Source organism: Haemophilus parahaemolyticus (assembly GCF_018373095.1).
Classification (GTDB): Bacteria; Pseudomonadota; Gammaproteobacteria; order Enterobacterales; family Pasteurellaceae; genus Haemophilus_A; species Haemophilus_A parahaemolyticus_A.
Window position 1 is genome coordinate 38977 of sequence record NZ_JAHAHT010000003.1, and the last position, 12107, is coordinate 51083.

Consider the following 12107-nt stretch of genomic DNA (forward strand, 5'->3'; position numbering starts at 1 on the left):
CTATGGAATTTGGATTTGATGTGATCGCAATACTTTTTGGCGTTGCGACAGTTGCAGGTTTTATTGATGCGATTGCGGGCGGTGGCGGGTTATTAACCATTCCTGCCTTGCTTTCAACAGGCTTGCCGCCTGCAGTTGCTTTAGGTACGAATAAATTGCAAGCGTGCGGTGGTTCGTTTTCAGCTTCGCTCTATTTTGTTCGCAAAAAAGCGGTCGATTTAAAACAGGTTGCACTGCTGATTTTACTGACATTTATCGGTGCCGCTCTTGGTACGATCGTGGTACAAAATATTGATGTGAATGCATTGAAAATCGGCTTGCCTTTTCTAATTTTTGCTATCGGCATCTATTTTTTATTTAGCCCAAACATTGGCGATCAAGATCGCAAACAACGCATCAGCTACCCGCTGTTCGGCTTTACGGCGGGAATGGGATTAGGCTTTTACGATGGTGTTTTCGGACCTGCAGTCGGCTCATTTTACACACTCGCTTTCGTGCTTTTACTTGGTTTTAATCTCACCAAAGCGGTTGCTCACGCTAAAGTATTGAACTTTACCTCTAACTTCGCATCGCTACTTTTCTTCATTTTTGGCGGTGCCGTCGTATGGGAAATTGGCTTTATTATGCTTATTGGGCAATTTATCGGAGCAACATTGGGGGCGAGAATGGTAGTAACTAAAGGCAAAAAACTAATTCGCCCAATGTTAGTGACAATTTCGTTTATAATGGTCGCCAAAATGCTCTATGAACAAGGATTTTTTGGATAATGAACCAAGCAAAACGTATTGAAATTTTAACAAGATTGCGGAATGAAAACCCGCATCCTACCACTGAATTAAATTATTCTTCACCTTTTGAATTGTTGATCGCAGTCATTCTTTCTGCTCAAGCGACAGACAAAGGCGTGAACAAAGCAACAGATAAACTTTTCCCCGTTGCTAATACGCCTGAAGCGATTTTAGCCTTGGGCGTTGATGGCTTAAAAGAGTACATCAAAACCATTGGGCTTTTTAATAGTAAGGCGGAAAATATCATCAAAACGTGCCGTGATTTGATTGAAAAACACAACGGCATTGTGCCCGAAGATCGTGATGCGTTAGAAGCCCTTGCGGGTGTTGGGCGAAAAACCGCTAACGTGGTGTTGAATACCGCATTTGGTCATCCAACCATTGCCGTTGATACGCATATTTTCCGTGTTTCGAACCGCACAGGTTTTGCTCCTGGGAAGAACGTGGTTGAGGTGGAGAAGAAACTACTGAAAGTTGTACCTGATGAGTTTAAAGTTGATGTGCACCATTGGTTGATTTTGCACGGTCGCTACACCTGCATCGCCCGCAAACCCCGTTGTGGCTCGTGCATTATTGAAGATTTGTGTGAGTATAAAGAGAAAACAGAGGTTTAAACCTTAATTTAACTATTTTTTCATCGCTATGCGAAATTAACCGTTTCTTAACTTTTGCTTAAGATTTCTTTGGTTTAATACACACATCAAAGCAATACTGCTTGAGAAAACAACTTAAAAAGGAAAAACATTATGAAAAAATTTGCCTTAGCAACTATTTTAGCTTTATCTACAACTTCAGCGTTTGCTGGCTTTAACGGTAATACGACACCAAATGGTGGCTTCCAATCAGGCACTCAATCAGCAATTAGCGTAAAACAAGCATTAAAAGCAGCAGATAACTCAATGATTACCTTAGAGGGTAACATCACACAACAAATCGATGACGATGAGTTCTTATTTACTGACGGCACAGCACAAATTAAAGTGGAAATTAAACGCCGTGCTTGGAATGGCTTAAATGTAGGTCCGAATGATAAAATCCGTATTAGTGGTAAATTAGACAACGAAGCTTTCGAAAAAGCCGAACTTGAAGTTTATCGTGTTGAAAAAGCAAGATAATTTACTCAAAAAAATAGCGAGCTCAGCTCGCTGTTTTTGTTTTTTAACTGTAAAAGAGCGGTCAATTTCTATGAGAATTTTACTAATTGAGGACGATAGCCTCATCGGTAATGGTTTACAGATTGGCTTAACCCAGCTTGGCTTTGCGGTGGATTGGTTTACTGATGGCAAAACTGGGCTGGATGCACTGACTTCCGCACCTTACGATGCCGTGGTGCTCGATCTGACCTTGCCCAAATTAGATGGCTTGGACGTACTTCAACAATGGCGAGCGAACAATCAAGATGTTCCCGTGCTGATTTTAACCGCTCGCGACACTTTGGATGAACGCGTAAAAGGTTTGCAACATGGGGCGGATGATTATCTCTGCAAACCTTTTGCGTTGGCGGAAGTGGCGGCTCGTTTGCAGGCGTTAATTCGTCGCCGTTATGGGCATCACAACCCAGTGATTGAACACGCGGGTGTCAAACTCGATCCAAATCAACGCACCGTTTCACTTAACGAGCAAGCGATTCCTCTTACCACGCGCGAATATAAATTACTGGAGCTTTTTATGCTCAATAAAGATCGCGTGCTCTCACGTGCTGTGATTGAAGAAAAACTCTCGTCTTGGGATGAAGAAATCAGCAGCAGTGCTTTAGATGTGCATATTTACAATCTTCGCCAAAAGCTTGGTAAGCAGTTTATCCGCACCGTACACGGCGTGGGATACGCCTTAGGGCAAGCATCGGTACAGCCGTAAGTGGTCGAAAATGGAAAATAAACGCTTAACGCTCCGTCTCATTTCTGTCCTTTCTCTTACTGCACTTTTCGTTTGGCTTATTTCCACGACTGTTGCGTGGTGGCAAGTGCGAAATGAAGTGAATGACGTGTTTGATGCCCAGCAAATTCTGTTTGCTGAGCGACTCGCCAACTCTGATTTAAGCTATATCCTGCTTGAACACGCTAAAGATAGAAACAAAATCCAAACCCATTCGTTTAAGAAAAATTATGACGATGATGCTCTTGCCTTTGCGATTTTTTCCAAACAAGGCAAGCGGCTTCTGACCGATGGACGCAATGGCGATAATTTTGTGTTCGATAACGAAATCGGCTTCGCCAAAGGCTATATGCTTAATGATGACGATGAATGGCGGATTTTCTGGCAGCCTGTGGCAAATGGCGATCTGATTATCGCCGTTGGGCAAGAGCTGGAATATCGCGAAGAGTTGATTAACGAAATGATTTTCGGGCAGATGTGGATCTGGTTTGCTAGCCTGCCGATTTTAATTATTGTGCTTGCGTGGCTTATTCACAAAGAGTTGCAGCCAATTAAACGCTTAAGCCAAGAAGTGCAAAGCAGAAAATCGGGCGATGTCTCACTGCTCAATACACAATCTTTGCCTCTGGAAATTCTGCCACTGGTACAAAATTTAAACCAATTTTTTGACCGCACTTCGGCAATGTTGCAACGCGAGCGCCGTTTTACGTCTGATGCCGCCCACGAATTGCGTACCCCTTTGGCAGCCCTTCGCATTCAAACTGAAGTAGCACAGCTGGCGGGTGATAATGCCCAGCTTCGCGAGCAGGCTCTTTCCCATTTAATCCAAGGGATTGACCGTGCATCACAGCTTATCGAGCAACTGCTGACGCTTTCTAAGCTGGATAATTTGCAAGAGTTGAAAGAAATTCAACCGCTTGATTGGGAAGGCATTATCCAATCGCTGATTGCCGAACGCTATTTTGTGGCGGAAAAACGCCACATATCGCTGGCTTTTGAAAAAGAAGCCGAACCCAAAGCGAAACAAGGACAGCCACTTTTAATTTCCTTAATGATCAGAAACCTAATCGATAATGCGATTAAATATTGCCCTGAAGGTGCAAACATCTCAGTAAAAATGACCGCTTGTCAAATTATTGTGGAAGACAACGGTGGCGGCGTTGAGCCTGACGATTTGAAAAAACTCGGGCAACGTTTCTACCGTCCCGCAGGACAAAATGAAAAAGGCAGTGGCTTAGGGCTTTCAATTGTGATGCGAATTGCGGAATTACACGGGTTGAAAGTGCGGTTGGAAAATGTGATGGAGAATAATAGAAGAATTGGATTGCGGGTGGTGATTTTAGTTTAATTAAAAAGTGTTGGTAAAGATAAAGAAGATCAAACCCAATCTGACAGTCTCCCGTTTAAAAACTCGAGTCTGTCAGATTAAGTCTGATCTTCTACATATTAGCGGGTATAAACGAACTCGACACCTTCTTCATCTTCTTCCGACCAATCATCGTCGAAGTCATCCCAGTCATCTTCTTCGATTGCATTTTGTATTGCTTCTTGGTGATAGTCGTCCCATTTGAATTTCACTTCATCGGCTTCTTTATTTTCTTCTTCCACTTCACGTGGGTTCGCTTCAATAAAGTCCATAATGTCGTGCGTCAATGCTGGCACGCCTTGCCCTGTTGCAGCGGAAATCAGGTAGTAATCTCCTTCCCATCCTAAGCGTGCAACGATCTCTTTGGCACACTCTTGAGCCTCTTCTTCGCTCATCGTGTCGATTTTATTAAACACTAGCCAAGTCGGTTTTTCTGCTAATTTTTCGCTGTATTTGAACAATTCACTTTCTATAATTGCCACGTTATCCGCTGGATCACTTTCATCAATTGGCATAATATCCACTAAGTGAATTAAAATGCGGCAACGCTCCAAGTGTTTTAAGAAACGAATACCTAAGCCCGCACCATCAGCTGCTCCTTCAATTAAACCTGGAATATCTGCCACCACAAAGCTGCGGTCTGATCCCACTCGTGCCACGCCTAAACTTGGCACAAGAGTAGTAAATGGATAATCTGCCACTTTCGGTTTTGCTGCTGACACGCTACGAATAAAGGTTGATTTTCCTGCATTAGGTAAACCGAGCATACCCACATCAGCTAAGAGCATTAATTCAAGCAATAAATCGCGTTTTTCCCCTGGTGTGCCGTTGGTTTTTTGGCGTGGAGCTCGGTTCACGGAAGATTTAAAACGAGTATTACCTAAGCCGTGATAGCCACCTTTTGCCACCAACATTTTCATTCCGTGTTTAGTTAAATCACCAATGACTTCTTGGGTGTCATTGTCAATCGCACGGGTGCCGACTGGTACGCGTAATGTGATGTCGTTACCACGATGTCCAGTACAGCCTGCACTGCGTCCATTCTCTCCACGCCCTGCGGCATAGCGTTTTTCAAAGCGATAGTCGATAAGAGTATTTAAGTTTTCGTCTGCGATTAAATAAACATCACCGCCATCGCCACCATCTCCCCCGTCAGGCCCACCTTTTGGGATATATTTTTCACGGCGGAAGCTTACACAGCCATTACCGCCATCACCTGCTTCAATGCGAATCAGGGCTTCATCAATAGATTTCATTTTTGTTCCTTATTTTAGCTCCCCTCTTTAGAAAAGAGGGGCTGGGGGAGATTTGATAAGCGGTCTTTTTTGACCTATTTTTTGCAAATTGAGATCGCTGAAATCTCCCCTACCCCCTCTTTGCAAAAGAGAGGGATCTATCATTACATTTTCTCTACAGTCTTAATCCCTAACAGATCTAAACCTTGTTTCAATGTTTTTGCGGTTAATGCCGCCAAACGTAAACGGCTATTTTTCACACTTTCTTCTGCATTCAAAATTGGGCAAGCCTCGTAGAAGCTCGAAAATGTGCCCGCTAATTCGTATAAGTATTGGCAAAGAATATGCGGCATACCGTCTTTTGCTACGCCATTTAAAGCTTCTTCAAATTGCAATAATTTCACTGCCAGTGCACGCTCTTTATCTTCGGTTAATACGATGTCGCCAGTTAATTGGTCTGCATCAATGCCACTGCGTGCGAAAATCGAACGAATACGGGTGTAAGCGTATTGCATATAAGGTGCGGTGTTACCCTCAAAGGTCAGCATATTGTCCCAATCGAACACATAATCGGTGGTACGGTTTTTCGAGAGATCTGAGTATTTCACCGAGCCAATTGCTACCGCTTCCACCACCGCTGCTTTTTCTTCAGAGGTGAGTTCTTGGCTACGTTCTGAGATGAGTTTATCTGCACGTTCTACCGCTTCATCAAGCAAATCTTTCAGTTTCACTGTGCCACCTGAACGGGTTTTGAACGGCTTACCATCTTTGCCCAACATCATACCGAAAAATGGGTGTTCAAAGCTGAAAGAGTCTGGTACATAGCCCGCTTTACGGGTAATTAACCAAGCTTGTTGCATATGTTGTGCTTGACGGCTATCTGAGAATACTAAAGCACGATCTGCTTTTAAAGTTTCATAACGATATTTTGCTGCAGCCACATCAGTAGTCGTGTATAAGAAACCGCCATCTTTTTTCTGCACGATAACGCCCATTGGATCGCCATCTTTATTTTTGAACTCAGAAAGGAAAACGACTAAAGCGCCATCATCTTCTACTGCCAATCCTTTTGCTTTTAAATCCGCCACAATTTCTGGCAACATTGGATTGTAAAGGCTTTCGCCCATCACATCTTTTTCGGTTAAAGTTACGTTCAAGCGGTCGTAATTTTCTTGGTTGTGGTGCATTGTAATATCAACCAATTTTTTCCACATTGTGCGGCAATATTCATCGCCACCTTGCAGTTTCACCACATAATTACGTGCTTTTTCTGCGAATGCTTCATCACTATCGTAATGCTCTTTAGCCGCACGGTAGAAAGCTTCAAGGTCGCTTAACTCCATTGCTGTTGCATTTTCATTTTCCATTTTTTCAAGGTAAGCGATAAGCATACCGAACTGGGTTCCCCAGTCGCCAACGTGGTTAGCACGGATCACTTTATTGCCTAAAAACTCAAGAGTACGCACCACCGCATCGCCAATAATGGTCGAACGCAAATGCCCAACGTGCATCTCTTTCGCCACGTTTGGAGAAGAGTAATCGATGACAATCGTTTGTGGATTTGCGGTTTGAATGCCAAAATTAACCGCTTGTAAGGCTAAATTAGCGTTCTTTGCTAACCAATCTTTATTTAAGAAAATATTGATAAAGCCTGGACCCGCAATTTCTAATTTTTCAGCGATACCGTCTAAGTTCACATTAGCCAAAATTTTTTGAGCAAAATCACGCGGGTTCATTCCTAATTTTTTTGCCGCCCCCATCGCACCATTCGCTTGATAATCACCAAACTCTGGCTTGCCTGATTGACGCACTAACGGCTCAACGTTTTCTTCTGCCCCTGCAAGAACCATTGCTTGCTTAATTTTATCTGATAAAATTTGTTGAATATTCACTTTTTAACCTATTGCATTTACATTCAAAAAATGGACAAAATTATACCTGAAAACGCAAACTTTTACGAGAAAATGACCGCTTGTTTTGGTGATTTATCTCAATTCGAGCAAAAAATTCAGCAAATTGCAGAAATCGCAGGGATTGATCTCAGCAAATATGAAATCGATCATCTTGCGGTTCGCATGAATACACTTGAAACTGCTAAAAAATGGCGAAATCTTTTGGTGGAAAATGTAAAGATTCTTAAAGAAAGTAAAGTTAATGGCCGCCCAATTGGACTGTTTGAGCTAACGCAAGTGGTTGATTTTTGTGGACAAAAAGTCAAAATCATAGAACTTCCCTTTCCTAAAGGCAAAATTTATCCACAAGAGGGATGGGAACATATTGAAGCTGTAATCCCTATGCAGCAAAGTGAAAACGTGGATTCTTGGATTGAACGTGTGCTAAAAATGTTTGCACTTAATGAGAATCCTAAACTTAATATTAAAATTAGCCAGCCTGAAGTGGAAGGTGAACAACTACCTAATCCGACCATTGCGATAAATGTAAAGAATGCAACTTTAGGTAATCATTCTTGTCTAAAACTACATCCTTATGATATAAATAGTATCATTTGCTCAGAAATTATTTCTGATAAATTTTAGTTGGGGTACAATATGAAAAAAATTGGATTAGCAGCAGCTTTGTTTTCAAGCTTTTTAGTGGTTGGGTGTGGCAATTCTGATATTTATAGTGGGAGTGTTTATACCACTTCGCAAGTAAAGGAAGCTAGAGCGATCTCTTATGGAACGATTGTTTCTATTCGTGATGTAAAAATTCAAGGAGGTACAGAAGGGATTGCAGGTACTCTTGGTGGCGGTGTATTAGGTGGCATAGCAGCATCAGCTATTGGTGGAGGTAAAGGTCAGGCGATTGCAACAGCTGTAGGTGCTGTTGCAGGGGCAATGGCGGGTAGTACTATAGAAGAAAAAGCTACTCAGATTGCATCAATGGAAATTGTAATCCGTAAAGATGATGGAAAAGAAATTGCTGTAGTACAGAAAAAAGAAGCAGGATTTATACCAGGTAAAAGAGTTAGAATCGTAGGATCTAATTCTGACTTGAATGTTTCATTACTATAATTTTAAATTCTAAAAGGTGTTATTAATAATGAAAAAAATATCTTTAGCAGCATTAGCTTGTATAGCTCTTGTTGGTTGTACAGCGGAAATTTATTCAAATAAAGGCGATGCAACTGTTTTAAGTAGTAAAGACATTTCTAAAGATGTTGTTGAGTTAACAGTTAAAAAAGATAGCGGTGAGGTAGTTACTTTAATGCGCAAATATGATGCTCATGCAGCAGTAGGGGCAAGAATCAATTCAGCAGATAAAGATAACCATCAAGATTCTGATTTAAATACTATTCGCCGTTACGAATTTAAATAATCTTAAAAATAACCCAACAGTTGTTGGGTTATTTTTATTTAGTCTCAGAAATTCAAGATTAACGCTCGTTCCAACGTTTTATTGATTCGCGAATCACTTCTTTCGCTTCTTCTACATCGCCCCAGTGAGTTACTTTAGTGGAACCTGGTTTTTTCAATGCTTTGTAGTTGTTGAAGTGGAACTCAATTTGTTTAATTAAGTTCGCTGGTAAATCTGCTAATGTATTGTACGCATTGCCTGTATCGCGGTCATCTGCTGGTACGCACACAATTTTATCATCCACTTCGCCATCATCTACGAATTTCATTACCCCAATTACTTTCGCTTCAAGGAATACACCTGTTGCTAATGGTTGGCGAGTGATCAATAATACATCTAACTCGTCGCCATCTTCATCTAAAGTTTGTGGAATGAATCCATAGTTAGTTGGTTTTGCGAAGATCGCAGGTTCAACACGGTCTAATTGGAATGCCGCTACTTTACGATTCCATTCGATTTTGTGGCAGCTGCCTTCAGGAATTTCGTTTACTACATTGATAATACCAGCGTCTACATCGCCTGGTGTTAAAATTTGATTAAAATCAGCCATTGAAAAATCCTCATTGGTTGGGTTAAAAAACTGAAAAAGTATAGCAGCTTTTATAAACCTTACCAGTAGAATTCTATTTTTAGTGTAAAATAACTTAGTTATTCATGTACAAAAAAAGATGGGATTGTAACCCATCTTTAATTCTTTACTGAACTATCAAGAAGAAATTTGCCCCATCACGTACGATATTTAAATAAACCACTGATGGTTTTTCGCCTAATACTTTGCGTAATTCACTTACATTTTCAACACGATGACGGTTTACTCCTATGATTAAATCGCCTTTTTTCAATCCACGAGCCTCCGCTAATGAGCCTTTTTCAACTTTAGTAATTGAAACGCCTTTCACTCCTTTTTCATCTTGATTAGTATATTCCACACCTTTCAATTCTGGCAATAAATCTATGACTGAACCTGTGCTACCAATTTCTGATTGAAGAGTTACTTTCGCTTTTGCCGTTTTTCCATCGCGTAAGTAGGTTAACTCAATATCTTTGCCTACACCAGAGGTTGCAATTTTTGCACGTAATTCACTAAAGCTATGCAATTTTTGACCATTTAATTCGGTAATCACATCCCCAGCTTTTAAACCAGCTTTTGCGGCTGCTGATTCTGGGAATACTTCGCTGATAAATGCCCCTTGTTGAGCATCTACGCCAAATTCTTTCGCTAAATCTGCATTCAGCTCACCACCTTTAATACCAAGCATCCCACGTTTTACGTCCCCAAATTCGATGATTTGTTGCACAAGATTGTTCACCATATTTGATGGAATAGCGAATGCAATACCCGCATTGCCACCACTTGGCGAGATGATTGCCGTATTAATACCAATTAACTCACCTTTTAGGTTGATTAACGGACCACCAGAGTTACCTTGGTTCACAGCCGCATCAGTTTGAATATAGTTTTGATAACCTTCATCTGCATCGCCAGTTGAGCGACTTAATGCTGAGATGATTCCTGAAGTTACGGTTTGACCTAAACCAAATGGATTACCAATTGCCACGCTAAAATCGCCCACACGTAATTTATCTGAGTCAGCAAATTTTAATGCCGTTAAGTTTTTCGGATTTTCAATTTGGACTAACGCCACGTCAGACTGCGGATCTGCACCTACCAATTTTGCTTTAAACTCTCGACCATCATCTAATTGAATGGTGATTTTATCCGCATCTTTGATCACGTGATTGTTAGTAATGACATAACCTTTTTCTGCGTTAATAATCACGCCAGAACCTAAACCACGAAATTGGCGAGGGTGCGCATCTTGTCCACCAAAACGGTTACCAAACATATCACCAAAGAAGAATTGAAATTCATCAGGCAAATCACGCATACTGTTACGACCTTGCGTCTCTTTTGCTTTACCTTCTACTGAGATGCTTACCACTGCTGGGCGAACTTTATCTAACATATCAGCTAGTGATGACGTTGCTGGGTTGTTTTGACCAGACACTGCTGAAATAAATGGAATGTTAATTTCCGCTTTGACTGGCATTGTAGCTATACCTAAAGCTAAAATGGATGCTGCGATAAGGGATTTTTTCATTGTTTTCATATTGTTTTTGTTTCCTATTGATCTCTCTTGTAAGGTGGACTTTAGTCCGTCATAAAAAGATAAATATCACGGTGGATTAAAATCTATTCTACGAGAAATAGACGTTAAATTCATACAAACAAGACAGATGAACCTGCCTTACTCGTGTCAGATAGGACAGGCAAATTTTGCGAGAGTTCGAGAGGTTGCAAAAATTTCTAGCAATTTAACCGCTTGTATTTTTAAACAAAAGCTTTTTGGCTTTATTTTATTGAATAGGGTATAATTTCCACTTATTTTTGTCTTTAACAGAAAGGTATTAAATTCAATGCAACACACTGAAAACCTAGTTGAAGTAAATAATCTTACCTTTAAACGTGGTGATCGAGTGATTTATGACAACCTTAATCTGCACGTTCAAAAAGGTAAAGTGACTGCAATTATGGGGCCCTCAGGAATTGGTAAGACTACTCTATTACGCTTAATTGGCGGTCAAATAATACCAGAATCAGGCGAAATTTTATTTGATGGACAAGATATTTGTACAGCCTCAAATAAAACACTTTATCAAATCCGTCAACGAATGGGGATGCTATTCCAATCAGGGGCGCTGTTTACTGATTTATCTACATTTGACAATGTTGCCTACCCAATTCGTGAACATACAAACTTGCCCGAAGAGTTGATTCGCAAGTTGGTGTTAATGAAATTAGAATCGGTAGGCTTACGAGGAGCTGCTCATCTCATGCCATCAGAACTCTCTGGCGGTATGGCTCGTCGTGCGGCACTTGCTCGTGCAATTGCATTAGATCCTGATTTAATTATGTATGATGAACCTTTTACAGGTCAGGATCCAATCAGTATGGGGGTGATTGTTGAGCTCATTAAGAAGCTAAATCAAGCATTAAACCTAACATCTATTGTTGTTTCACATGATGTAACAGAAATATTAAGTATTGCTGATTATGCTTATATTGTGGCAAATAAAACTGTCATTGCACATGGGACTCCAGAGCAGTTAATGGCGAGTGAAGATCCACAAGTAATACAATTCTTAGCAGGTAAAGCTGATGGACCTGTACGTTTTCATTATCCAGCCAAAGATTATATAGAGGATTTGTTTAATGATTAATTTTATCAACCAAATTGGGGCTTCAACTATCCAATTTATCCGAGCATTCGGACGAGCTATCTTTATGTTATGGGGAGCATTAATTGGCAGGCCACAATTTCGTAAACATACGCCACTTTTAATCAAGCAACTTCATGTGGTTGGTGTACAATCTTTGCTAATCATTATGCTTTCTGGTTTATTTATCGGGATGGTTTTAGGCTTGCAAGGTTATGTTGTATTAGTGGATTTTGCCGCAGATAGTAGTTTAGGTACATTGGTGTC

Annotated in this window: 14 protein-coding genes; 10 read left to right on the forward strand and 4 right to left on the reverse strand. The window is 40.8% G+C overall.

Annotated elements, in window-relative coordinates:
• Window positions 1–2 precede the first annotated feature (2 nt).
• The 5 genes from KH943_RS01015 to qseC all read left to right on the forward strand — a co-directional run bounded on the left by KH943_RS01015 (window position 3) and on the right by qseC (window position 4011).
• The gene (locus KH943_RS01015) at window positions 3–767 is read left to right on the forward strand and encodes a TSUP family transporter (RefSeq protein ID WP_304106439.1); all 765 of its coding nucleotides are present in this window, start codon (window positions 3–5) and stop codon (window positions 765–767) included.
• Window positions 767–1402, forward strand: a complete 636-nt coding sequence (nth, locus tag KH943_RS01020; protein ID WP_304106441.1) for an endonuclease III — start codon at window positions 767–769, stop codon at window positions 1400–1402. Before KH943_RS01015 ends, nth begins: the two co-directional genes overlap by 1 nt.
• A gap of 132 nt (window positions 1403–1534) precedes the next feature.
• Complete coding sequence (locus KH943_RS01025; protein ID WP_304106443.1) at window positions 1535–1903, forward strand: YgiW/YdeI family stress tolerance OB fold protein; 369 nt, start codon at window positions 1535–1537, stop codon at window positions 1901–1903.
• A 70-nt stretch (window positions 1904–1973) separates the two neighbouring features.
• Entirely contained in the window at window positions 1974–2645 is a 672-nt protein-coding gene (locus KH943_RS01030; RefSeq protein ID WP_304106445.1) for a response regulator, read from the forward strand.
• A 10-nt stretch (window positions 2646–2655) separates the two neighbouring features.
• Window positions 2656–4011 carry a quorum sensing histidine kinase QseC gene (gene qseC, locus KH943_RS01035; RefSeq protein ID WP_304106447.1) on the forward strand — a complete coding sequence of 452 codons (1356 nt, stop codon included), beginning with the start codon at window positions 2656–2658 and terminating at the stop codon, window positions 4009–4011.
• Window positions 4012–4109: 98 nt separating this feature from the next.
• Here the strand turns inward: qseC and cgtA are convergent, their stop codons facing one another.
• Both cgtA and argS read right to left on the reverse strand, forming a co-directional pair.
• Window positions 4110–5285: an Obg family GTPase CgtA gene (gene cgtA, locus KH943_RS01040; RefSeq protein ID WP_304106449.1), complete on the reverse strand. Its 1176-nt coding sequence runs from the start codon at window positions 5283–5285 to the stop codon at window positions 4110–4112.
• Between the two features lie 143 nt (window positions 5286–5428).
• Complete coding sequence (gene argS, locus KH943_RS01045) at window positions 5429–7156, reverse strand: arginine--tRNA ligase (protein ID WP_304106451.1); 1728 nt, start codon at window positions 7154–7156, stop codon at window positions 5429–5431.
• 30 nt (window positions 7157–7186) lie between these two features.
• Between argS and KH943_RS01050 the strand changes: the two genes are divergently transcribed.
• The 3 genes from KH943_RS01050 to KH943_RS01060 are packed head-to-tail and all read left to right on the forward strand — an operon-like array spanning window position 7187 to window position 8582.
• Window positions 7187–7801, forward strand: a complete 615-nt coding sequence (locus KH943_RS01050; protein WP_304106465.1) for a VOC family protein — start codon at window positions 7187–7189, stop codon at window positions 7799–7801.
• Window positions 7802–7813: 12 nt separating this feature from the next.
• Window positions 7814–8278 carry a glycine zipper 2TM domain-containing protein gene (locus KH943_RS01055; protein WP_304106454.1) on the forward strand — a complete coding sequence of 155 codons (465 nt, stop codon included), beginning with the start codon at window positions 7814–7816 and terminating at the stop codon, window positions 8276–8278.
• Window positions 8279–8306: 28 nt separating this feature from the next.
• On the forward strand, window positions 8307–8582 hold the full coding sequence (locus tag KH943_RS01060; protein ID WP_304106456.1) for a deoxyribose-phosphate aldolase: 276 nt from the start codon (window positions 8307–8309) through the stop codon (window positions 8580–8582).
• A gap of 58 nt (window positions 8583–8640) precedes the next feature.
• Here KH943_RS01060 and KH943_RS01065 read toward each other — a convergent pair whose 3' ends face one another.
• Both KH943_RS01065 and KH943_RS01070 read right to left on the reverse strand, forming a co-directional pair.
• The gene (locus tag KH943_RS01065) at window positions 8641–9171 is read right to left on the reverse strand and encodes an inorganic diphosphatase (RefSeq protein WP_005705412.1); all 531 of its coding nucleotides are present in this window, start codon (window positions 9169–9171) and stop codon (window positions 8641–8643) included.
• 145 nt (window positions 9172–9316) lie between these two features.
• Window positions 9317–10732 carry a DegQ family serine endoprotease gene (locus KH943_RS01070; RefSeq protein WP_304106458.1) on the reverse strand — a complete coding sequence of 472 codons (1416 nt, stop codon included), beginning with the start codon at window positions 10730–10732 and terminating at the stop codon, window positions 9317–9319.
• 307 nt (window positions 10733–11039) lie between these two features.
• Between KH943_RS01070 and mlaF the strand changes: the two genes are divergently transcribed.
• Window positions 11040–11843 carry a phospholipid ABC transporter ATP-binding protein MlaF gene (mlaF, locus tag KH943_RS01075; protein WP_304106460.1) on the forward strand — a complete coding sequence of 268 codons (804 nt, stop codon included), beginning with the start codon at window positions 11040–11042 and terminating at the stop codon, window positions 11841–11843.
• The coding region (locus KH943_RS01080; protein ID WP_304106462.1) for an ABC transporter permease at window positions 11836–12107 on the forward strand (272 nt) is incomplete at its 3' end. The genes mlaF and KH943_RS01080, both read left to right, overlap by 8 nt.